The sequence below is a fragment of the Bacillus sp. JJ1562 genome (genome assembly GCF_036962705.1).
In the GTDB taxonomy this organism is placed as follows: Bacteria; Bacillota; Bacilli; order Bacillales; family Bacillaceae_L; genus Ferdinandcohnia.
This window is the reverse complement of record NZ_JBALOQ010000013.1, coordinates 123,241-145,322: the sequence shown is the minus strand read 5'-3', so window position 1 is coordinate 145,322 and position 22,082 is coordinate 123,241. Positions and strand designations below refer to the sequence as shown.

Here is a 22,082-nt window from a genome sequence, read left to right as displayed (position 1 = left end):
CCACAGGAAGTGGCGTTCTTAGTCTTTGATCTTAATGCTCGAAAAATTTCCTTTGAAAAATCGTGGCATCCGCCGGAGGCTTTTAACTTTATTGAGTACGATTTCATCCACCAAGAAAATTGTATATTCTTAATACATCCGTACCAACACTATGTAAGGGGTGAATAAAGTTAAATGGGAAAAATGCTAATGATAATGGGGATTCTCCTTTTAGTTGTCGGTTTTGTCATGCATTTTATTGGGAAATTGCCAGGGGATATTGTAGTGAAAAAGGGAAATACAACCTTCTATTTTCCGATTGTTACATCCATTGTAATTAGCATTGTGTTATCATTGATTTTTTATGTATTCGGTCGGTTTCGTTAAAAAGTAAGTGGAAATAAGGTGAAAACATGAAAGTAGATTTATTTGATTTTGATTTACCAGAGGAATTAATTGCGCAAACTCCCCTAGAAGATCGAGAGGCATCAAGGTTAATGGTCGTAGATAAGGAGACCGGTGAAATTGCTCATACTCATTTTCGCACTATCCTTTCATACCTCAATAAAGGAGATTGCCTAGTTTTAAACGATACACGTGTCCTTCCAGCACGACTTTATGGCGTAAAAGAGGACACAGGTGCAAAAGTAGAGGTACTTCTTTTAAAACAAAAAGATGGAGATACATGGGAAACACTTGTGAAGCCTGCGAAACGGGTGAAGGAAGGAACTGTATTAACATTTGGTGATGGAAGATTAACAGCAATGTGTACTGAAATCGGTGATCATGGTGGTAGAATGTTGGACTTTCACTATGAGGGAATTTTTTATGAAGTTTTAGATGCGTTAGGTGAAATGCCATTGCCTCCATATATTCACGAGCAATTGGATGACAAGGATCGGTACCAAACGGTTTATGCGAAGCATCGAGGGTCCGCTGCTGCACCTACGGCAGGACTTCATTTTACAGAAGAGCTTCTTCAGGAAATCCGTGACAAGGGAGTACATACAGCATTTATCACCTTACATGTAGGGTTAGGAACCTTCCGCCCGGTAAGTTCGGATACAATTGCAGATCATGATATGCATTCGGAATTTTATCAGATGACTGAGGAAACCGCAAAATTGCTTAACGATGTGAAAGCTAACGGTGGAAAAATCATTTCCGTAGGAACGACTTCGACTAGAACGCTTGAAACCATTGTGAAAAATAATGGAAAATTCGTAGAGTCCAGTGGTTGGACAAGTATCTTCATTTATCCTGGATATGAATATGAAGCGATCGATGGGCTTATTACGAACTTCCATCTTCCTAAGTCCACACTCATCATGCTCGTGAGCGCGTTAGCAGGGCGCGAGAATATCCTTCGAGCCTATAACGAAGCAGTAAAAGAACGTTATCGTTTCTTTAGCTTCGGAGACGCTATGCTTATTAAATAATTGGAAATTTCGGGTGATGATTCACCATTACCCATTTAAAGGAGACAGTTATCAGTGACAGCAATAAGATACGAACATATTAAGACTTGTAAACAGACGGGTGCAAGATTAGGAATTGTACATACGCCGCATGGTTCTTTTGAAACACCTGTATTTATGCCTGTTGGAACCCTTGCAACAGTTAAGACAATGTCACCTGAAGATCTAAAAGAGATGGGAGCAGGTATTATTTTAAGTAATACCTATCATCTTTGGTTAAGACCAGGACATGAAATCATTAAAGAAGCAGGTGGCTTACATAAATTCATGAACTGGGATAGGGCAATCCTTACAGATTCAGGTGGATTCCAAGTATTTAGTTTAAGTGAATTTAGAGAAATTAAGGAAGAAGGCGTTCATTTCCGCAATCATTTAAATGGAGATAAGCTATTTTTATCACCTGAAAAAGCAATGGAAATTCAAAATGCTCTAGGATCTGATATTATGATGGCATTTGATGAATGCCCTCCATATCCAGCTACCTTCGAATATATGAAAAAATCAGTTGAACGTACGAGCCGGTGGGCAGAGAGATGTCTAAAAGCTCACAGTCGTCCACAAGACCAAGGACTATTTGGTATTATTCAGGGAGGAGAATATGAGGAACTTCGAAAACAAAGTGCAAGAGATTTAGTATCCTTAGATTTTCCTGGGTATGCAGTCGGTGGTTTATCTGTTGGGGAGCCTAAAGATGTGATGAATAGAGTTCTCGAATTTACAACACCGCATTTACCAGATGACAAGCCTAGATATTTAATGGGTGTAGGGTCACCGGATTCATTGATTGACGGTGCAATCCGGGGTATCGACATGTTTGACTGTGTTCTTCCAACCAGAATTGCTCGTAATGGGACGCTTATGACTAGTGAAGGAAGATTGGTTGTGAAAAATGCGGAATATGCACGCGATTTTAGACCTTTGGACGAAAATTGTGATTGCTATACTTGTAAAAATTATAGTCGTGCATACATTCGACACTTAATTAAGACAAGTGAAACATTTGGAATTCGACTTACTACTTATCATAACCTGCATTTTCTGTTAAAATTAATGGAGCAAGTCAGACAAGCGATTCGAGAAGATCGTCTTGGAGACTTCCGTGAAGAATTTTTTGAGCGATATGGTTTCAATAAACCAAACGCGAAAAATTTCTAACAAATATAAATGAAAAAATCACTCGGGAGGTGAAATGAATGGAAGGTATTTTAGGAACAGTTGGTCCGTTAATTCTTATGTTTGCGATTTTCTATTTCTTGTTAATTCGTCCACAACAAAAACGTCAAAAGGCTACAGTACAAATGCAGTCTAACCTTGCAAAAGGTGATAAAGTAATTACAGTTGGTGGCCTACACGGAATTATTGATTCAATCGATGAAAACAAGATAGTCATTAAATCTGGCAATGCGAATCTTACATACGACAAACAAGCAGTACGTGATGTCATTAGGGACTAATTAAATTCAACAAAAAAGAGCGTTTATGCAACGCTCTTTTTTTCTATGCTTCCCTTTTGGTTGGTGTGGTCATATTCACTCCGAAAATTCCACCAATGACAGAAGCCGCTAAAAAGCCACCATGATACAACGATTGCTCCGCTGTGAAAGTACTATCATAGCCTAAGAATTGCACGATAAACACAAAGATGGAATACAAAATCCCAGTTCCGCCACCAATTAGCCAGCCTTTTTCCTTCCCTTTTCCGCCTGATACAAAACCCCCAATAAAAAGCGCAAGGAAAGAAGTACCTAAAATCACCCAAGAAATGGATGATTCTTGAAGTGAAGTAAAGCGCAGTAATAGTGAAATTAGTAAACTTGATACAATGACAATTACAAAAATTGCGACTACACCATAAACCATTGCAACTCCTATTTTTCTCATGTCTATTCTCTCCCCCTCATCTTCACATAACCCTTAGTACGAGCATATTCATGTCCACTATGAATTAGAATAAAAAGTACAAACTTTTCTTGTCCAACAAAGCAGTACTGGAAAAACCTATGAATTATGTTTTTCTTAAATTTGTGCAAAATAACATGTACTATGTTTTTCTTAAATTTGTGCAAAATAACATGTACTATGTTTGTTAATCATTTACTCATTGAGAGGGGGCTTTCGTTATGGGGGAATACCTCGTCATAATGGGGAGGACTGTTTTACTATATATTATTATTCTTATTATTTTTAGGTTAATGGGTAAGCGAGAAATTGGTGAGCTTAGTCTTCTGGATTTAATCGTATCTATGATGATTGCTGAAATGGCTGTAATTGCGATTGAAACGACAGATGATCCACTTTTACATTCCGTAATACCGATGGTTTTACTTATGGTGATCCAATATTCTCTTGCCCTCCTTTCATTGAAAAGTAAGAAAATCAGAGAAATCATCGATGGTCGACCAACCGTAATAATAAACAGGGGTAAAATTGATGAACATGCCATGAGGAAGCAACGTTATAATCTTGATGACCTGATGATGCAGCTACGTGAAAAAAATGTGAAAAATTTAGCGGATGTGGAGTTTGCCATATTAGAGTCTTCAGGTGAGTTGTCCGTTCTGGCAAAAAGTCAAAATCAACCTTCTGATTTATCTGATTATTCAATTGATTTACCTCTCATCCTTGATGGTCAAATCCAAGATGATCATTTAAAGCAAATTAATAAAACGGAAGCTTGGCTGAGGTCTGAGATAAAGAATCTGGGACATAGCGATATTAAGAAAATCTCATTTTGTGGCTATCATCACGGGAAACTACATGTAGATATCAAAGACGAAAAAAGGTAACCGTTTCGGTTACCCTTTCGTCTTTATAACAGCCATGCAAGCTTTGGTCCAATAAATGGTATTCTCTTCACTTCCTCTTTTGTTAAAAGTTTAAAAACAAACAGGAAGACGATATAAATGAATGAAGTTACGCTAATTGCTGCAAGTGTCCTGGTGGCAAGGGAACTGTCTGTTAAAAATAGTTGATAAAAATAGTGTCCACCAATTCCGGAGAGGACCATTGTTATGCCACTCTTAAGATAATCCCGAATATAGAAGCTATAGGAGATGACTTTTACAATCGTTGAAAAATGAAGCAATGTTACAAGCATCATCCCTATGACAATTGCGAGTGCTGCCCCCATTATTCCAAGGGAAGGCCTTGTCGCAAGAACAAAAATAGCAGCAGTTTTAATGGCATTTCCGATAAGACTATTAATCATTGCAGCTTTCGCTAAATCAAGCGCCTGAAGGGTAGCTTGAAGAGGTCCCTGAAAATAAGAAAAAATAAAAAACGGGGCCATAACCTTAATATAGATAGCTGAATTGCTATTCCCATACATAAGTTCCATAACAGGTGAAGCAAACACATATAAAACAACAATTGCCAAGCCACCTGACACGAGTGATAAACGCAACGCCTGTTTAAGGCGGTATTCAATTAATAAGAATTGTTTTTTTGCTGCAGCTTCACTAATTGAAGGAACAAGTGCCGTTGACAGTGAAGTAGTTATAAAAGATGGAAGCATAAGCAATGGTAATGCAAAACCCGTTAACTCCCCATATTGCCTAGTTGCAAGATGGGTAACGACACCTGCAATCGCTAAACTTTGTGCTACTACAATCGGTTCAAAAAACCAGGAGATTGACCCGATTAGCCTGCTTCCCAATGTGGGAACTGCTATTCTTGTTAAATCATTGAACGTTTCTTTTCCGTGCTTAGCAGATTTGAAAAAGTTCTTTCGGATCCGAATTCTTTTTTTTATTTTAAACATAAAGAATAAATAGATTAATGACATTAATTCTCCAACAACTGCTGAGAGCATTGCACCAGCTGCTGCATATTCAATCCCCATCGGTAAAAATGCTTTCGTAAATACATACACTAGCGTAATCCTGACAACTTGTTCGATGACTTGTGAATAAGCAGGCGGCTTCATATTTTGACGGCCTTGGAAGTAGCCACGGAGAACTGATGAAATCGCTACAATTGGAACGATTGGTGATATGGCTAATAAAGGATAATAGGTTCTTTGGTCAGTAAGTAAAGTCTCGGATAATAATGGTGCAAGAAAAATCATCATAGGTGTGAAGATAATACTTAATGTGCCTGTAATTAATAGGGAGACCACTAGGATTTTTTTTATTCTTCTCTTATCTCCCTGTGCTTCGGCTTCTGCTACCAATTTCGATATTGCCACTGGCAGCCCCATTTGGGTTAAGGTAATAGTAAGTACAAATGTGGGGATTGCCATCATATAAAGTCCCACACCTTCTTCACCAATAAGTCGTGCGACAACAATTCTATTGATAAATCCCAATACTCTTGTAATGAGACCTGCGATAATTAAAATTAATGTTCCTTTAAGGAATGTTTGCTTTGACAATTCGTTTTCCCTACCTTCTCAAAAAAGGTGATATCATTTACAATTAACTATATGCATGGTAAGTGGCCAAGCATGACAAGTATTCGTTCGATAGAGATAAAAATGGGAGAGATGACGAGTGAACCAAACAGAGACTCACATGTATGACAAGTTTCGTGAAACAGTTCGTCCTTTTTTAAAAAGTAAGCTAGAGGAATTCAAACTGTACGGATATGATAGTGTGAAAGAGCAAGAACTTTGGGAGTTTTTAAAAAATAAAACATGGAGAAAAGAAAAAGAAATGAAGCTTTTGCATCAAATTGCTAGCGACATTTTATCTATTAAAGTTGGAGACTATATGAACTATGCAACAGTGGAAGCTTTTAAAGCCCCAAATTGGTTTGAAGGTGAAGGAAAAGACGTATTAGAAAAGCTATTATAATTCTTTTTTTAATCTTTTTTTGATGTGGCAAAGTCATTCACAAAAACTGCAATTGACATGAAAATCGCATTGTTTCATAATTATGTGTAGAGATTAAAGGACATGCTCTAATTGTTTGAACTCAAAAATATAAAATTTTGTACGTAGTTTTGTATGTCTAGCTCACGGCCCCATCGGCTCTCTGGTCTAAGTCAATCGCTCCTGAAGGCAAAATCGCCTTCTGTTAGCGCTCGTCTTATGCTTGTCGCCGATAAATGGGCGCCTTGCGCTTTTCTAATTAAAGGAGGATCTACATACTGATGGTAAAAAAAGGCCGCATCGTGGTGTTTTTCGTAATCGTGCTTCTCTTTGGAGCATTAATTGGACTTAATGGTACAGACACCGCAAAAAACATTAAATTGGGACTCGATCTTCAAGGTGGGTTTGAAATCCTCTATGAGGTAACGCCAGCTAAGGAAGGCGACGTCATTGATAGAGAAGCCCTAGTAAGTACGGTAAATGCTTTAACCAACCGTGTCGATGTCCTAGGAGTAAATGAGCCAAATATTCAAATTGAAGGTAAAGATCGTGTCCGTGTGCAATTAGCGGGTGTAGAAGACCAAGATAAGATTCGAGAAATACTATCAACCCAAGCTAAGCTCACATTTAGAGATGTGAACGATAACGTATTACTGGACGGTTCCCAATTAGCTCAAAATGGTGCTAAACAGGCATTCGACCAATTGGGAAAACCAGCTGTTTCTTTAACAGTTAAAAATGCAGATGATCTTAAAAACGCTACACAAAAAGTTCTCGACCAGGCCCCAAACAATTTAATGGTGATTTGGTTAGATTTTGAAGAAGGTGTAGATTCCTTTGAAGCGGAGAGTAACAAACCAAATCCAAAGTATCTTTCAGCTGCAGGTGTAGATCAGGTATTCAACACGAAAACAGTCTCAATAGAAGGTGGCAACTTTACGGTTGAATCTGCAAATGAACTTGCTTCCTTGTTAAACTCAGGAGCACTTCCTGTTGATTTGACAGAAATTTATTCAACTTCGGTTGGAGCAAAATTTGGTGAACAAGCATTAGATCAAACAGTTTTCGCAGGGGCAATTGGAATTTTCTTAGTGCTATTATTCATGGTTGTATATTACCGATTCCCTGGTTTTATTGCTGCCGTTACATTAAGTATCTTTGTATATTTAAACTTACTTGTTTTTGACTGGATGAACGCGGTGCTAACTCTACCAGGAATAGCAGCCTTGATCCTCGGGGTAGGTATGGCGGTCGATGCAAATATTATTACCTACGAAAGAATAAAGGAAGAGATAAAGTCTGGGAAATCCATCTTGTCTGCATTCCGTACAGGTAGTAAAAACTCATTCCTGACAATCTTTGATGCAAACATTACAACGATTTTAGCTGGTGTAGTCTTATTTATTTTTGGTACAAGTGCCGTAAAAGGCTTTGCTACGATGTTAATCGTCAGTATTTTATTAAGCTTCTTAACTGCGGTTTATGGAAGCAGACTTTTACTAGGTCTATGGGTAAATAGTAAATTTTTAAATAAGAAACCAAGCTGGTTTGGTGTTAAACAAAGTCAGATTCGAAATTTAGCTGATGCCGATGAAGAAGGATATTTCCCAACTCGCTTCGATCGCTTTGATTTTGCAAAGCATAAGAATAAGTTCTTCATTGCATCTGGACTTATGGTTGCCGTGGGGATTGTGGTATTGGTAATCTTTAGACTTAATCTTGGAATTGATTTTGTTGCTGGTACCCGTATGGATGTGCTTGCTGACCATCCGATCTCCCAAGAAGAACTTACAGAAGAACTTAGTAAGCTAAATCTAGAAGCTAAGGAAATCGTTATTTCTGGAAATAATAATGAAATAGGGGTTGCTAGATTCGCTGATGAGCTTTCAAAAAATGAAGTGAACGAAGTGAAAGCCCATTTCCATGATCTTTATGGGGCAGACCCTAACGTAAGTACCGTCTCTCCAACTGTTGGAAAAGAATTAGCACGTAACGCAGTTATTGCAAGTTTAATCGCGATGCTTGGTATTATCATCTATGTTGCTTTCCGATTTGAGTGGTTAATGGGATTAGCCGCGATTGTAGCGCTGGTCCATGATGCATTCTTTATGATTGCGTTTTTTAGTGTCACTCGCCTTGAGGTGGATGTCACATTTATCGCGGCCATCTTAACGATTATCGGATATTCAATCAACGATACAATTGTAACCTTTGATAGAATTCGTGAACTATTAAAGAAGAAAAAGCGTATTAAAACATATGAAGATCTTGCAAGTGTCGTAAATATGGGATTAAGACAGACGTTAAATCGTTCCGTTAATACTGCTATTACTGTTCTCTTTACAAGTTTTGCTTTATTATTATTTGGTGGACAAGCAATCACTAACTTCTCATTTGCATTAACTATTGGTTTAGTGGCCGGTATGTATTCATCCATTTTCATTGCGGCACAGCTTTGGTTAGTATGGAAGACTAAGCAAATTACAAAACAACAAACTGTAAAAACAGAAACAGAACCACAGGTATAAAAAGTAAAAAGTCGTGAGTTTTTCACGGCTTTTTACTTTTTCTTGTCTACTTGATGAGTTGCTTTGATTTTGGTTACACTAAAAAGCATGTGTCATATTCTCAAACTTACGTGGGGAGGATGAGGATTTTTTGAAGGAGAAGGATCGATTTAAACAAGCAGAAAAAGCCATCATCATTGGTGTTGTGGGGAATATTTTACTCGCAATAATTAAATGGGTAGTTGGGGTTCAATCCAATAGCCGAGCACTTATTGCTGACGCAGTCCACTCAGCTTCAGATGTAGCAGGTTCAGTCGCTGTTTACATCGGAGTGCGGGCTGCTAAACGACCACCCGATGAGGACCATCCATATGGGCATGGGAAAGCTGAGTCAGTTTCCGCTATTATTGTTGCGGTACTACTAGCACTCGTTGGTTTTGAAATTGGAAAAGCATCCATTGAGGCATTCTTTAAGCCTGTTGAAGTTCCTAAGTCCATGGCTATTTATGCCGTCGTATTCTCAATTGTTATTAAAGAAATCATGTTTCGATATAAATATAATCTTGGTAAAAAGATTAAGAGCGATGCACTCATTATTAATGCGTATGACGATCGTTCCGATGTATTCGCCTCAATTGCAACCCTTGTGGGTATCGTAGGGGCCATAATAGGAGGATACTTAGGGATAGATTGGCTTGTTTATGCTGATCCTGTTGCGGGACTAGTTGTCGCTGTTCTAATTATCAAAATGGCATGGGAATTTGGAACGGAAGCAATACATAATACGTTAGATCATGTTCTACATGATGAAGATACTACGGAATTTAGAAAGCTGGTTATGTCAGTTCCAGAAGTAAAGAAAATTACAGAACTTCATGCACGAGAGCATGGGCATTACGTAATCGTCGATTTGAAAATTTCAGTTGATCCCTATATGACGGTGGAAGAAGGCCATAAAGTCGGTAAAAGAGTAAAGACAAAGCTGATGGAATCTGCACAAGTACAAAATGTTTTTGTCCATATTAATCCATACTCAGACGATGGATAACGCAAAATAGGATAAATGTCAATCATTGTAACACAACCATTGCTCCGGTATAATAGTGTGGTTAAGGGGTGAAACTTTTGTTACAATCTAAAACTCGTTGGAAAGTAAATGAAGACAACCAGATAAATACAAATCTACTAGTTCAAGAACTACAGGTTACACCTCTAGTAGCATCCCTACTTGTGAATAGAGGGCTCACAACCGTCGAATCAGCACGGGAATTTTTAGAACCAGATCGCTTAGAGTTCCACGATCCATTTCTACTCGATCAAATGGATACGGCTATCGAGAGAATCACGAAGGCAATTGAAAATGAGGAACGAATTTTAGTGTTTGGTGATTATGATGCCGATGGTGTTAGCAGTACGACCGTTATGGTTACTGCTTTAAAAGAAAAAGGTGCAATTGTTGATTTTTATATTCCTAATCGATTTACTGAGGGCTATGGACCTAATGAAACAGCTTTTCGATGGGCAAAATCAGAAGGTTTTTCTCTAATCATAACTGTTGATACGGGAATTTCTGCCCTACATGAAGCAGAGGTTGCAAAAGAATTGGGTATCGATTTAATAATTACGGATCACCATGAGGTTGGTCCTGAACTACCAGTTGCAACAGCGATAATTCACCCTAATAAACCGAATAGCCAATATCCATTTAAAGAATTGGCAGGGGTTGGGGTTGCTTTTAAAGTTGCACATGCTTTACGTGGTGAAGTCCCTACAGATTTATTAGATGTGGTTGTAATCGGGACAATAGCTGACCTAGTTCCCTTACACGGAGAAAATCGCCTCCTTGCAAAAAAGGGAATTAGAGCATTACAAAATACAGAACGACCAGGATTAAAAGCATTATTGAAAAAAGCCAAAATCGAATCCATTGAAATATCCGAGGAAACAGTTGGATTTGCAATCGGACCAAGAATTAACGCGGTTGGTCGTCTGCAATCAGCAGACCCTGCGGTTGATTTATTAATGACAAATGATCGTGAAGAGGCCTCATATATTGCCGATGAAATTGATGAACTGAATAAAGAAAGACAGCAGTTGGTAAATCAAATGACACAGGAGGCAATCCAAGAGGTTGAAGAAAACTATCCACCTTCTTCAAATTCCGTATTAGTCATAGCAAAAGAAGGCTGGAACTCTGGTGTTATAGGAATAGTTGCTTCACGATTAGTTGATCGTTTCTATCGACCTACGATTGTCTTAAGCATTGATTCAGAAAAAGGATTGGCAAAAGGCTCTGCAAGAAGTATTGCTGGGTTTAACCTATATGAAAGCCTGTCAACATGTCGTGATATATTGCCACATTTTGGAGGACATCCAATGGCAGCTGGAATGACCCTTAAAGTGGACGATGTCGAAGACCTAAGAGATCGTTTGAATGTGATTGCGAATGAAGTGTTATCACCCGAAGACTTTCAACCAATTACTACCGTAGATGCAATTTGTAGTATTGATGATGTTTCGATTGAATCTATTTTAGATATGAATAAACTAGCACCATATGGAATGGGAAATCCCAAACCGCTTGTGCAAATTAATGATGTTGGGGTCAATACAATCAGAAGAATTGGCGCAAATCAAAACCATTTGAAAATCGTTCTCCAGGATGATCCACATACCCTAGATGGGGTTGGTTTTGGCTTAGGACATACCTGTGAAGGAATCTCTCCGTTATCAAAGGTTTCGGTGATTGGAGAGCTATCCATCAATGAATGGAACAATAGTCGCAAGCCACAAATTATGCTGCAGGATATAGCTGTTAATGAGTGGCAATTATTTGATATTCGTGGCATGCGCGATTTTGCATCCTACCTAGAAAAATTAACAGATGACAAGCTACAATTAATTGCATTTTCGAAAGGCACGATTGATAAACTTGGATTAAGCAACCATGATATTCGAGTTGTTACATCGATTGAAGAAGCAACCATGCTTCAATGTGAATCAAAGCATTTTGTCCTTCTTGATCTACCAGATGAAGCTGAATGGATCCGAGCAATATTTGAGACAAGTTTTCCAAATCGGATTTATACATTATTCTTCCATGAGCAGGATCATTTTTTCAGCACAATCCCGACTAGGGAACATTTTAAATGGTTCTATGCATTTCTTGCAAAAAAAGGCCCGTTTGATATGAATCGCTATGCCCATGATTTAGCAAAATATAGAGGATGGTCAAGAGAAACAATTGATTTTATGTCACAGGTGTTTTTTGAGTTAGATTTTGTTAAAATAGACAAGGGATTTATCTCTTTATCAAATCAAGCTAAGAAAAGGGATTTGACTGAATCGAGAACATATCAATTAAAAGCAAAAAGAATTGAATTGGAAAAGCAATTATTGTATTCATCATATCAACAATTAAAGCATTGGTTTGATGCAATAAATAAAGGTTCGCATTCGCTTGAGGAGGCACTAAATTAATGGATTTAAAAAAGTTTATCGAAATTGTTGACGACTATCCAAAGCCAGGTATTAAATTTAAGGATATTACTCCTTTAATGAATGACGGTGAAGCGTATAAATATGCTACTGACCAAATCGTGAAATATGCAAGGGAAAAAGAAATTGACCTTGTCGTTGGACCAGAAGCCCGTGGCTTCATTATTGGTTGTCCAGTAGCATACTCTCATGGTGTAGGCTTTGCTCCTGTTAGAAAGGAAGGTAAGTTACCTAGAGATGTCATTAAAGTAGATTATGGACTTGAATACGGAAAAGATGTTCTAACCATTCATAAAGATGCTATTAAACCAGGTCAACGTGTATTAATTACAGATGATTTATTAGCAACTGGTGGAACAATTGAAGCAACCATCAATCTTGTTGAACAGCTCGGTGGTGTTGTAGCGGGTATTGCATTCCTAATCGAACTCACATACCTAGATGGCCGTGAAAAATTAGATGGCTATGATGTTTTAACACTTATGAAGTATTAATTTCTACTAAAAAAAGCGCTCAGGTAGAGTGCTTTTTTTAGTAGAGTTTGGTATTAAATAAGATTTCAAAAAACTGTAAGCAATATTTCGTTTATTTCCCTTTACATCTTTCGAGATTTTCAAGATAATAGAAACAATAATCTTTTTAATTCAATATTTTATAAAAATGATTCAAAGAGCGTTTCTTTGAATCTTTAATTTCTAAAAAGGTGATAAAATCTATGGCAAACGAGAATGTCTTAACTCCTGAGCAAGTGATAGAAAAGGCAAAAGAATATTTGAACGATAAAGATATCGAGTTTATTGAGCGTGCATATAAATTTGCAGAGGAAGCACATAAAGAGCAATTCCGTAAATCTGGTGAACCATACATCATCCATCCTGTGCAAGTGGCAGGTATTTTGGTGGATCTTGAAATGGACCCTTCAACTATTGCTGGTGGTTTTTTACACGATGTAGTGGAGGACACGAATGTCACTCTTCAGGAAATAAGTGATGTGTTTACTCCTGAGGTAGCCATGCTAGTTGATGGAGTTACGAAACTGGGAAAAATTAAATACAAATCTCAGGAAGAACAACAGGCTGAAAATCATCGAAAAATGTTTGTAGCAATGGCCCAGGACATTCGCGTCATTTTAATTAAGCTTGCAGACCGTTTGCATAACATGCGTACTCTTAAGCATCTCCCCCCTGAAAAGCAGCGCCGGATTTCCAATGAGACACTTGAAATTTTTGCTCCATTGGCACACCGACTAGGTATTTCAAAAATTAAATGGGAGCTTGAAGATACAGCCTTACGTTATTTAAATCCACAACAGTATTATCGCATCGTTAACTTGATGAAAAAGAAGCGTGCGGAACGTGAGGAGTATCTTGAGGAAGTCATTGTAGAGGTTAAGAACCATGTTGACGAGGTTTCAATCAAAGCTGATATCTCGGGTCGGCCAAAGCATATTTATAGCATATATCGTAAAATGGCTCTTCAAAATAAACAATTTAATGAAATCTATGACCTCCTTGCCGTTCGGATTGTTGTAAATAGTATAAAAGACTGTTATGCAGTTCTAGGAATCATTCATACTTGTTGGAAGCCAATGCCTGGTCGATTTAAAGATTATATTGCAATGCCGAAGCCAAACATGTATCAGTCTCTTCACACAACTGTGATCGGTCCGAAGGGCGACCCACTGGAGGTTCAAATACGAACAGTGGAGATGCACCAAATTGCGGAATATGGGATTGCAGCCCATTGGGCGTATAAAGAAGGCAAACAAGTAAATCAACAATCTTCTTTTGAAGAAAAATTAACATGGTTCCGTGAAATTTTAGAATGGCAAAACGATGCAACAAATGCAGAAGAATTCATGGAGTCCTTAAAAATTGATTTATTTTCCGATATGGTCTTTGTTTTTACACCAAAAGGAGACGTAATGGAGCTACCATTTGGCTCTGTTCCAATTGATTTTGCATACCGAATTCACTCTGAAATTGGAAACAAAACGATTGGAGCAAAAGTAAATGGAAAAATGGTGACCTTGGATTACAAATTAAAAACGGGGGATATCATTGAGATTTTAACCTCGAAGCATTCATATGGTCCAAGTCAGGACTGGATTAAACTCGCCCAAACATCACAGGCAAAAAACAAAATTCGTCAGTTCTTTAAAAAGCAACGCCGTGAAGAAAATATTGAAAAAGGAAAAGAGCTCGTTGAAAAAGAGATTCGCAATCTTGAATTTGAAGTGAAGGATATTTTGACCCCTGAAAATATAAAAAGGGTTGCTGAGAAATTTAATTTTTCAAACGAAGAAGATATGTATGCAGCGATAGGGTATAACGGGATTACCGCAGCCCAAATCGCAAATCGTTTGACAGATAAACTAAGAAAGCAACGAGACCTTGAACAGGTTGCAGAAACAGTATCAGAGGTAAAGCAAGTATCAAATCGAACTAAAAGACGAGATTCTGGTGTACAGGTTCAAGGAATTGACAATTTGCTCATCCGCCTATCGAAATGCTGTAACCCGGTTCCTGGAGATGAAATTGTCGGTTTTATTACAAAAGGTAGAGGTGTTTCCGTTCATCGTGCCGATTGCCAAAATGTTCATACAACGGATGCTCAAGCGCGACTCATTGATGTTGAATGGGAGAGTAATCTAAATGATCGAAAAGAGTTTAACGTTGAAATTGAGATTAACGGCTTTGATCGTCGTGGTTTACTAAATGAAGTTCTCCAAGCGGTAAATGAGACAAAGACAAATATTTCGGCTGTTTCAGGAAGATCGGACCGTAATAAGATGGCAACAATTAATATGTCGATTTCAATTCAAAATGTCAGTCATCTTCATAAAGTTGTGGAAAGAATTAAGCAGATTCGGGATATATATTCGGTTCGCCGAGTAATGAGTTAACTTTATTCAGTAAAAGGCTGAATAAAGTTAACACCTCCGGTGGAGACATGTGATTATCAAAGGAAACTTTTCGCGCATAAGATCAAAGACTAAGAGCGCCACATCCTGTGGCAACGTCTTTGTGACACACCTCGTGTGGGCCTAAAAAATCTAGGCGCAAATACGCCAAGGCGCCTTTGATTTAAAGAAAGGAATTTATCATGAAAGTTGTTGTACAACGTGCGAGGGATGCGCGTGTAAAAGTTCAAAATGAAGAAGTAGGTTCAATTAAAAATGGTTTAATGCTTTTGGTCGGAATTACACATACTGATACATTAGAAGATATCAAATATGTAGCGGATAAAATTGTCAATCTACGCATCTTTGAAGATGATGAAGGAAAAATGAATCTATCACTACTTGATGTAAAAGGGGATATTCTATCCGTATCACAATTCACATTATACGGAGATTGCCGAAAAGGAAGACGTCCAAACTTTATGGATGCGGCAAAACCTGAATATGCAGAAAAAATGTACGATCTTTTTAATGCGGAACTCCGTGAAAAAGGTGTAATTGTCGAGACAGGTTCATTCGGAGCAATGATGGATGTCCAATTTACAAACGTGGGTCCTGTCACATTGATAATTGAAAGTAAATAAGAAAAGCACAAGGTGCCCATCTATCGGCGACAAGCACGAGACGAGCGCTGACAGAAGGCGCATTTTGCCTTCAGAAGTGATTGGCTTGTGACCTCGATCCGATGGCGACTGGAGCTAGACAATAAAAATGCCTCAAAAGCGATTGCTTTTGAGGCATTTTTCTATAGAAACTCTACTTCGCTTTAAAATATTGAGCTAATCCATAATAAATTCCATTTGAAACATTTTCTTGGAAGTTATTTGTATTTACAGTATATTCTTCTGTCGGATTACTAAGAAATCCTAATTCCAACAAGACAGAAGGGTTTCGGTTTTCTCTTAGAACTTGATAATTCCCTTGACGATGCTGTCTATTTTTGAATCCAGTGTTTTTGACGAGCTCTGATTGGATATTGGAAGCAAGTCCAACATCACTATTTTTATAATAATAGGATGTTACACCGCGTACATTTCGGTCATAAATACTATCATAATGGATGCTCACAAACGCATCTGTGTTTCGATAATGGGAGATACTTATTCTTGAACGTAAGCTAACATAATTATCACTATTACGTGTCATCACAACATTTGCACCAGACGCATTTAGTTTATCAACGACCATTTGTGCAGTACGTAAATTTAGATTTTTCTCGTAAGTACCACTTACTCCAATTGCCCCACTGTCATTTCCACCATGTCCAGGGTCAATTATGATGGTTTTTCCTTTTAAATATTGATTCACACCCGGACGCTCTACAATATTCTGCGTTCCATTAACTGAAACAAGCCAACCAGCAACGTAGCCAATTTTATTTCCAGGAAGGTTTATTTTATACCAATCCCCTTCCTTAGTAGTCATTGAAAAAGAATCGCCCTCGTTTGCTCGAGCTACTACTGAATGTGAAGTTGATGATCCTGAACGAATATTTGTACCATTGTAAAGGATTTTTACTGTGGTTTGTTCTGAGCTTGGTGTTTCAGTTGTTGTACCCAACTGAATGTCTAAATACCAGCTGGCGATCCAACCTTTAGTTCCGTTTGATAGTGTAATATGGCTCCAATTATTTACTTCATCTTCAATCGTTACTTTATTCCCCTGCTTTAAGCTTCCAATGACTTTTCCAGATAACGAACCATTATCTCGAACATTTAAGCTAGATGCTGTAACAATCCCAATTTTCCCCTGGTTTGTCGGACTTTGTGGTGGAGGGGAAGGCTGAGAAGGTTTCTCCTCTGTAGAAGAAATACCTGAAACGAAATCTCTATGTATCCATGCAGAACTGCCACCAAACACAATTTCTAACCAGTTTTCTCTCTCGTTCGTAATCGTAATATTCGCATTTTGCTTTAGCTTGCCTACGATTCTACTTTGAGAATTAGGTTGATCACGCACATTTAAAATAGAAGCAGTAACAGTTCCGGTTTTTTTAGTTGAGTTTGAATTTGAACTTGGATTCGAATTCGTAGAACCAGATGTCTGCTTTGCCGTGATAAATTGTGAGGAAACCCAACCATTATGTCCATTAAATAAAATTTTAGTCCAATTCTCATTTGCTTCAATAAACCTGGCCTCGTTTCCTTTATTTAACGAACCGATTACTTGGAAGCTTGTTCCTGGACCACTTCGAAATCGAAGTCCATCTACGGTCGATACAACGGTTGATGAAGAAGTGGTTGGAGATGAGTTGGATTGGTTTTCTTTTATGAGCCAAGAAGCAACCCAGCCTGATTTTCCTGAAGGAAGCTGTAGCTTAACCCATTCATTTTTCCTTTCAATGATTGAATACTTTTCTCCTTGTTTAACCTGTGCTGTTCTTCCGTAGGAAAGTCCAGGACCTTCTCTTACGTTTAAGACAGGAGTATTGATGACTGCGATTTGTTCAGCATTTGTCAGCTTTCCAGGGTTTGTCGTAACTGAAAAAATAATCGCGAGTAGGAACGCTAGTCCCAATTTTAAAATCTTGTGTAACACTTAAAAGCCTCCTTGAGTAAAAAACATAGCTTTATTACATTTCGCCATAAATAAAAATATTCCTGTTTTTTTAGAAAGAAAATCTTTAAATAGGGAAAAATAAATTCTATCACGAATAAGGGGCGAATAGGATGAGATTTAGCGAAAAAAGTAATAATGTTCAAAATACTGGTGGTAACGTATTCGGGGTAGATTTTCACGATTTTATTCAAAAAGAGCAGTCATCTACCTATGTGGAATTGGCGAGTGAATTTGGTGTTTCCATTAGAGACGTAAGAAACTTAAAAAAGCAATTACATCGTTCTTAACACTATTTTTCATAAAACAATAAAAAAGTTATGCTAAAACTTGACATGAACTGAGTTCATACGTATGATTATATAAAATTCTACAAAAAAATAATATGTTGAACCAGTGATGGGGAAAAGTAGGTAAGACTACACATGAATAGAGAAGGAATGTCATAGGCTGAAAGCATTCCTACATGATGACTTATTGAATGAACACCTCGTAGGTTTCTCTTTGAAAAAGCATAATGCTCTAGTAGGAGTTGAACGTTTCAGGCGTTAACTGATTGAGTGAAGACTTAAAACAACCAATAGTTCTATTGGGGCATTTAGTCTTAACTAGGGTGGCACCACGGGAATCCAAGCTCTCGTCCCTACAAGAAATTGTAGGGATGGGAGCTTTTTTGTTTTTTCACTTAATTCAGCCGGAGCTGAATTATTTTAAAGCTTCCGGCGGAGACATGCGATTTTCAAAGGAAACTTTTCGGGAGTAGGATCAAAGACTAAGAACGCGACTTCCTGTGGCAACGTCTTTGTGACCCACATCATGTGGGCCTAAAAAATCTGGGCGCAAATACGCCAAGGCGCATTTGATTAGGTAGGAGGAGTAAAGAAATGGTTAATATTCCTAGAGGAACACAAGACATTCTTCCAGGTAATGTGGAAAAATGGCAATATATCGAGGAAAAAGCTCGTGATATTTGTAAAAGATTTAATTATAAAGAAATCCGGACACCAATCTTTGAACATACAGAACTTTTTTTACGTAGCGTAGGTGAAACCACAGACATCGTCACTAAAGAAATGTACACCTTCGAAGATCGTGGCGAACGGAGCCTAACACTTCGACCAGAAGGCACTGCTGCTGTTGTTCGATCATATGTGGAAAACAAAATGTTTGGTAGTCCAACACAGCCAACAAAGCTTTATTATTGTGGACCAATGTTTCGTTACGAAAGACCGCAAGCGGGTCGTTTCCGTCAATTCGTCCAATTTGGAGTCGAGGCATTAGGAAGTAATGACCCTGCTATCGATGCAGAAGTCATTGCACTTGCAATGGAAATCTACAAATCACTTGGATTGAAAAAGTTAAAGCTTGTGATTAACAGCTTGGGAGATATTTCTAGTAGAAGCGCACACAGAGATGCCCTAATCGCACATTTTTCTCCAAGAATAGATGAGTTTTGTTCGGACTGTAAGTCAAGACTTGAGAAAAATCCAATGCGAATCCTTGATTGTAAAAAAGACCGTGACCACGAGTTAATGCATTCTGCACCATCAATTCTCGAATACTTGAACGAGGAATCAAGTGTGTATTTCACTAAAGTAAAGTCATACTTAACAGATTTAGGGATTGATTTCGAGGTGGATTCAGGTCTAGTTAGGGGCTTGGATTACTATAACCACACAGCGTTCGAAATTATGAGTGATGCAGAAGGCTTTGGAGCAATTACGACCCTCTGCGGTGGAGGACGCTACAATGGTTTAGTAGAAGGCCTTGGCGGGCCTGAAACACCAGGTATCGGATTTGCTTTAAGTATTGAAAGACTTTTAGCAGCCCTGAATGCAGAAGCGATAGAACTACCAGTTGAAGATCGAGTAGACTGCTATGTTGCTGCAATCGGCGATGCTGCGTCCGCAAAATCTGTAATGTTAGTAAATGAACTTAGAAAAGCTGGCTTAGTTGCTGAGAAAGACTATTTAAATAAAAAAGTAAAAGGCCAATTCAAAGCAGCCGACAGATTACAGGCTAAATATGTTGCAATTTTAGGCGATGAAGAATTAGAAAGAAATGTGATTAACGTGAAAAGTATGGAAACTGGAAATCAAGAAGAAGTCCAAATTGAACAATTTATAACATATATACTTGAAAAAAGTCACTAGGAGTGGGAAACATGTTTGGAAGAACATATTATTGTGGTGAAGTCACCGAGCAAGCAATTGGCGAAAAAGTAACCTTAAAAGGCTGGGTTCAAAGAAGAAGAGACTTAGGTGGACTCATTTTTATTGACCTAAGAGACAGAACTGGAATCGTCCAAATTGTAATTAATCCTGAAGAATCTAAAGAGGCACTAGAAATTGCTGAGACTGTCAGAAATGAATATGTATTGGATATTGAAGGAACTGTTGTGGCTCGTGATGAAGCAACAATAAACAATAATATTACGACCGGTAAAATCGAAATTAAAGCGACTGAGGTCAAAATCATTAATGAAGCAAAAACACCTCCATTTATGATTGAAGATCGCTCAGAGGTTTCTGAAGATTTACGTTTAAAATATCGTTATTTAGATCTTCGTAGAACAGCTATGTTTGAAACCTTTAAAATGCGTCATAATGTAACAAAATCAATTCGAGAATATCTTGACGGTGAAGGATTCCTAGATATCGAAACACCAATTTTAACTAAAAGCACTCCTGAGGGCGCTCGTGACTACCTTGTACCAAGCCGTGTACATCCAGGTGAGTTTTATGCACTTCCACAATCACCGCAGATTTTCAAACAGTTATTGATGGTAGGTGGATTTGATCGTTATTATCAAATTGCTCGCTGTTTCAGAGACGAGGACCTGCGTGCTGACAGACAGCCAGAATTTACACAAATCGATATCGAAACTTCTTTCATGAGCCAGGAAGACATCATGGCAATGGCAGAGCAAATGATGGAAAAGCTAATGAAGGATGTAAAAGGAATGGACATTGAGCTTCCATTACCACGATTAACCTATGAAGATGCAATGAACCGTTATGGCTCTGACAAGCCTGATACTCGTTTCGAAATGGAATTAATTAACCTTTCCGAAGTTGTTAAGGATAGTGGATTTAAAGTATTCAGCAATGCAGTGGCGACTGGTGGACAAGTAAAAGCAATTAATGCAAAGGGTGCTGCTGATAAATATACTCGTAAAGATATCGATGGTCTTACAGAATATGTGAGCCGTTATGGTGCTAAAGGACTTGCATGGCTAAAGGTTGAAGTAGATGAATTAAAAGGCCCAATCGCTAAGTTTTTTGATGCAGATGAGCAGAAGGCCCTAAGAACAATTTTAGAAGCTTCAGCGGGAGACCTACTCTTATTCGTAGCGGATAAACCAAATGTCGTAGCAGATGCTTTAGGTGCACTAAGACTAAAACTTGGAAAAGAGCTTGATTTAATTGATGCATCTAAGTTTAATTTCCTTTGGGTAACGGACTGGCCACTTTTTGAGTTCGACGAAGAAGATGGTCGTTATTATGCAGCTCACCACCCATTTACAATGCCAGCTAGAGACGATCTCGAGCATCTAGAAAGCAAACCATGGGAAGTAAAGGCCCAAGCATATGACCTTGTATTGAATGGCTATGAGTTAGGCGGAGGTTCACTTCGTATTTTTGAACGTGACATCCAGGAAAAAATGTTCAAGGTGTTAGGATTTACAGAAGAGGAAGCAAAAGAGCAGTTTGGTTTCTTATTGGAAGCATTCGAATATGGTACACCACCACATGGTGGTATTGCATTAGGTCTAGACAGACTTGTTATGCTTTTAGCGGGTAGAACTAATCTTCGTGACACCATTGCTTTCCCTAAAACAGCAAGTGCAAGTGATCTGTTAACTGATGCACCAGGTGAAGTTAGCAGAGCACAATTGAACGACTTGTATTTGTCGTTAAATGTTCGAAAATAGCGAACAAAACCCTTTTAGGTCAACTTGTAAACACGTTTGTCGTGTGTTAATATTGTGACATAAAGTTAGAAGTCCTGATGTGTTTGTCGTATAACCTATTGTTTTGACCGAACAATAGATTATACGGGAGCCCGGAGTTTTCGTACTTGCGCAAATGCCTTATATTTCGCTTATAGAGGACTTGCAAAAGTCGAAACAGGGTACCCACCTGCGGTGAGCGGGTTCAAAACTAAGGCATCGACGACACGATTGGGACTTCTACCGATTTACCACATACAAGAACGAATCCTGTTTACTTTTTGTAAACAGGTTTTTTTATGCAAAAATGACATAATTTCATTTATAACTTCTTGAATT

Annotated in this window: 18 protein-coding genes, 1 other RNA gene and 1 other annotated feature; of the genes, 16 read left to right on the top strand and 3 right to left on the bottom strand. The window is 38.2% G+C overall.

The annotated features are described in order from the left end of the window. Nucleotides 1-174: 174 nt before the first annotated feature. From V7097_RS08275 to yajC, 4 genes are read left to right on the top strand one after another with little or no spacing between them, the layout of a single operon-like run. Nucleotides 175-366, top strand: a complete 192-nt coding sequence (locus tag V7097_RS08275; RefSeq protein WP_335703128.1) for a DUF2905 domain-containing protein — start codon at nucleotides 175-177, stop codon at nucleotides 364-366. Between the two features lie 26 nt (nucleotides 367-392). Further along, on the top strand, nucleotides 393-1,418 hold the full coding sequence (queA, locus tag V7097_RS08270) for a tRNA preQ1(34) S-adenosylmethionine ribosyltransferase-isomerase QueA (RefSeq protein ID WP_335703127.1): 1,026 nt from the start codon (nucleotides 393-395) through the stop codon (nucleotides 1,416-1,418). 54 nt (nucleotides 1,419-1,472) lie between these two features. Then, a complete protein-coding gene (gene tgt / locus V7097_RS08265; protein ID WP_335703126.1) occupies nucleotides 1,473-2,612 on the top strand; it encodes a tRNA guanosine(34) transglycosylase Tgt in 1,140 nt (379 codons plus the stop codon). Nucleotides 2,613-2,650: 38 nt separating this feature from the next. Then, complete coding sequence (yajC, locus tag V7097_RS08260; protein ID WP_335703125.1) at nucleotides 2,651-2,911, top strand: preprotein translocase subunit YajC; 261 nt, start codon at nucleotides 2,651-2,653, stop codon at nucleotides 2,909-2,911. A 43-nt stretch (nucleotides 2,912-2,954) separates the two neighbouring features. Here the strand turns inward: yajC and V7097_RS08255 are convergent, their stop codons facing one another. After that, nucleotides 2,955-3,338 (bottom strand): TIGR04086 family membrane protein, encoded by a 384-nt coding sequence (locus tag V7097_RS08255; RefSeq protein ID WP_335703124.1) that lies wholly within the window; start codon nucleotides 3,336-3,338, stop codon nucleotides 2,955-2,957. Between the two features lie 239 nt (nucleotides 3,339-3,577). On the opposite strand from V7097_RS08255, the gene V7097_RS08250 reads away from it, so the two are divergent. Then, a complete protein-coding gene (locus V7097_RS08250) occupies nucleotides 3,578-4,243 on the top strand; it encodes a DUF421 domain-containing protein (RefSeq protein ID WP_335703123.1) in 666 nt (221 codons plus the stop codon). Between the two features lie 23 nt (nucleotides 4,244-4,266). On the opposite strand, the gene spoVB is transcribed toward V7097_RS08250, so the two are convergent. Then, the gene (spoVB, locus tag V7097_RS08245) at nucleotides 4,267-5,829 is read right to left on the bottom strand and encodes a stage V sporulation protein B (RefSeq protein ID WP_335703122.1); all 1,563 of its coding nucleotides are present in this window, start codon (nucleotides 5,827-5,829) and stop codon (nucleotides 4,267-4,269) included. A 139-nt stretch (nucleotides 5,830-5,968) separates the two neighbouring features. Between spoVB and V7097_RS08240 the strand changes: the two genes are divergently transcribed. From V7097_RS08240 to dtd, 7 genes are all read left to right on the top strand, one after another. Beyond that, nucleotides 5,969-6,250: a post-transcriptional regulator gene (locus V7097_RS08240; protein ID WP_335703269.1), complete on the top strand. Its 282-nt coding sequence runs from the start codon at nucleotides 5,969-5,971 to the stop codon at nucleotides 6,248-6,250. Nucleotides 6,251-6,549: 299 nt separating this feature from the next. Further along, the gene (gene secDF, locus V7097_RS08235; protein ID WP_335703121.1) at nucleotides 6,550-8,796 is read left to right on the top strand and encodes a protein translocase subunit SecDF; all 2,247 of its coding nucleotides are present in this window, start codon (nucleotides 6,550-6,552) and stop codon (nucleotides 8,794-8,796) included. A gap of 130 nt (nucleotides 8,797-8,926) precedes the next feature. After that, nucleotides 8,927-9,823, top strand: a complete 897-nt coding sequence (locus tag V7097_RS08230) for a cation diffusion facilitator family transporter (protein WP_335703120.1) — start codon at nucleotides 8,927-8,929, stop codon at nucleotides 9,821-9,823. Nucleotides 9,824-9,900: 77 nt separating this feature from the next. Further along, nucleotides 9,901-12,255, top strand: coding sequence for a single-stranded-DNA-specific exonuclease RecJ (recJ, locus tag V7097_RS08225; protein ID WP_335703119.1), 2,355 nt, complete (start codon nucleotides 9,901-9,903; stop codon nucleotides 12,253-12,255). Further along, the gene (locus V7097_RS08220; RefSeq protein WP_335703118.1) at nucleotides 12,255-12,767 is read left to right on the top strand and encodes an adenine phosphoribosyltransferase; all 513 of its coding nucleotides are present in this window, start codon (nucleotides 12,255-12,257) and stop codon (nucleotides 12,765-12,767) included. The genes recJ and V7097_RS08220 overlap by 1 nt, the downstream gene beginning before the upstream one ends. Nucleotides 12,768-12,988: 221 nt before the next feature. Beyond that, entirely contained in the window at nucleotides 12,989-15,178 is a 2,190-nt protein-coding gene (locus tag V7097_RS08215) for a RelA/SpoT family protein (RefSeq protein ID WP_335703117.1), read from the top strand. Between the two features lie 200 nt (nucleotides 15,179-15,378). After that, nucleotides 15,379-15,819 carry a D-aminoacyl-tRNA deacylase gene (gene dtd / locus V7097_RS08210; RefSeq protein ID WP_335703116.1) on the top strand — a complete coding sequence of 147 codons (441 nt, stop codon included), beginning with the start codon at nucleotides 15,379-15,381 and terminating at the stop codon, nucleotides 15,817-15,819. A gap of 172 nt (nucleotides 15,820-15,991) precedes the next feature. Here the strand turns inward: dtd and V7097_RS08205 are convergent, their stop codons facing one another. Then, nucleotides 15,992-17,773, bottom strand: coding sequence for an SH3 domain-containing protein (locus tag V7097_RS08205; protein ID WP_335703115.1), 1,782 nt, complete (start codon nucleotides 17,771-17,773; stop codon nucleotides 15,992-15,994). Between the two features lie 131 nt (nucleotides 17,774-17,904). Between V7097_RS08205 and V7097_RS08200 the strand changes: the two genes are divergently transcribed. The 4 genes from V7097_RS08200 to ssrS all read left to right on the top strand — a co-directional run bounded on the left by V7097_RS08200 (nucleotide 17,905) and on the right by ssrS (nucleotide 21,985). Further along, nucleotides 17,905-18,081, top strand: coding sequence for a hypothetical protein (locus V7097_RS08200; protein ID WP_335703114.1), 177 nt, complete (start codon nucleotides 17,905-17,907; stop codon nucleotides 18,079-18,081). A gap of 97 nt (nucleotides 18,082-18,178) precedes the next feature. After that, nucleotides 18,179-18,439, top strand: a binding site (T-box leader). Between the two features lie 236 nt (nucleotides 18,440-18,675). Then, on the top strand, nucleotides 18,676-19,944 hold the full coding sequence (gene hisS / locus V7097_RS08195) for a histidine--tRNA ligase (RefSeq protein ID WP_335703113.1): 1,269 nt from the start codon (nucleotides 18,676-18,678) through the stop codon (nucleotides 19,942-19,944). 11 nt (nucleotides 19,945-19,955) lie between these two features. Next, nucleotides 19,956-21,725, top strand: a complete 1,770-nt coding sequence (gene aspS, locus V7097_RS08190; RefSeq protein WP_335703112.1) for an aspartate--tRNA ligase — start codon at nucleotides 19,956-19,958, stop codon at nucleotides 21,723-21,725. A 68-nt stretch (nucleotides 21,726-21,793) separates the two neighbouring features. Continuing rightward, a non-coding RNA gene (gene ssrS, locus V7097_RS08185) (6S RNA) lies at nucleotides 21,794-21,985 on the top strand. Nucleotides 21,986-22,082: the final 97 nt, after the last annotated feature.

Coding starts and splice junctions, on each gene's coding strand:
- V7097_RS08275 (WP_335703128.1), top strand. CDS start 175: ATGGGAAAAATGCTAATGATAATGGGGATTCTCCTTTTAGTTGTCGGT.
- queA (WP_335703127.1), top strand. CDS start 393: ATGAAAGTAGATTTATTTGATTTTGATTTACCAGAGGAATTAATTGCG.
- yajC (WP_335703125.1), top strand. CDS start 2,651: ATGGAAGGTATTTTAGGAACAGTTGGTCCGTTAATTCTTATGTTTGCG.
- V7097_RS08255 (WP_335703124.1), bottom strand. CDS start 3,338: ATGAGAAAAATAGGAGTTGCAATGGTTTATGGTGTAGTCGCAATTTTT.
- V7097_RS08250 (WP_335703123.1), top strand. CDS start 3,578: ATGGGGGAATACCTCGTCATAATGGGGAGGACTGTTTTACTATATATT.
- V7097_RS08240 (WP_335703269.1), top strand. CDS start 5,969: ATGTATGACAAGTTTCGTGAAACAGTTCGTCCTTTTTTAAAAAGTAAG.
- secDF (WP_335703121.1), top strand. CDS start 6,550: ATGGTAAAAAAAGGCCGCATCGTGGTGTTTTTCGTAATCGTGCTTCTC.
- V7097_RS08220 (WP_335703118.1), top strand. CDS start 12,255: ATGGATTTAAAAAAGTTTATCGAAATTGTTGACGACTATCCAAAGCCA.
- V7097_RS08215 (WP_335703117.1), top strand. CDS start 12,989: ATGGCAAACGAGAATGTCTTAACTCCTGAGCAAGTGATAGAAAAGGCA.
- dtd (WP_335703116.1), top strand. CDS start 15,379: ATGAAAGTTGTTGTACAACGTGCGAGGGATGCGCGTGTAAAAGTTCAA.
- V7097_RS08200 (WP_335703114.1), top strand. CDS start 17,905: ATGAGATTTAGCGAAAAAAGTAATAATGTTCAAAATACTGGTGGTAAC.
- hisS (WP_335703113.1), top strand. CDS start 18,676: ATGGTTAATATTCCTAGAGGAACACAAGACATTCTTCCAGGTAATGTG.
- aspS (WP_335703112.1), top strand. CDS start 19,956: ATGTTTGGAAGAACATATTATTGTGGTGAAGTCACCGAGCAAGCAATT.